This window comes from Shewanella sp. AC91-MNA-CIBAN-0169, from assembly GCF_040310165.1.
Classification (GTDB): Bacteria; Pseudomonadota; Gammaproteobacteria; order Enterobacterales; family Shewanellaceae; genus Shewanella.
The window spans coordinates 1-271 of record NZ_JBEOPM010000117.1; the positions used below are offsets into that span (position 1 = coordinate 1).

Below are 271 nucleotides of genomic sequence, written 5' to 3' on the forward strand. Positions count from 1 at the left end.
GAGATGAGCCTAGCATCGACATAATGGAGATAATAATAATGACGTTCACTGCCAAGGCTACGTTCGCAATGACCCCAAAGAGGCGATAAAAGATAATCATAAAGGCAAAGACTAGTAGGTAACCCACTTGGGTTGAAAAGAGACCTTTATCGATATTCTCTTGACCTAATGAGGGACCAATAGTGCGCTCTTCTACAAAGTACATAGGCGCTGCTAGAGCACCTGAGCGTAACAGCAGTGCAAGCTCAGCAGCTTCGGCACTACTATCAAG

At 45.0% G+C, this 271-nt stretch carries 1 pseudogene; it reads right to left on the reverse strand.

Going from position 1 to position 271, the window contains the following annotated elements:
- Positions 1–271 (reverse strand): annotated as a pseudogene (gene secD, locus AAEY98_RS22345) (protein translocase subunit SecD); the annotation flags it as partial.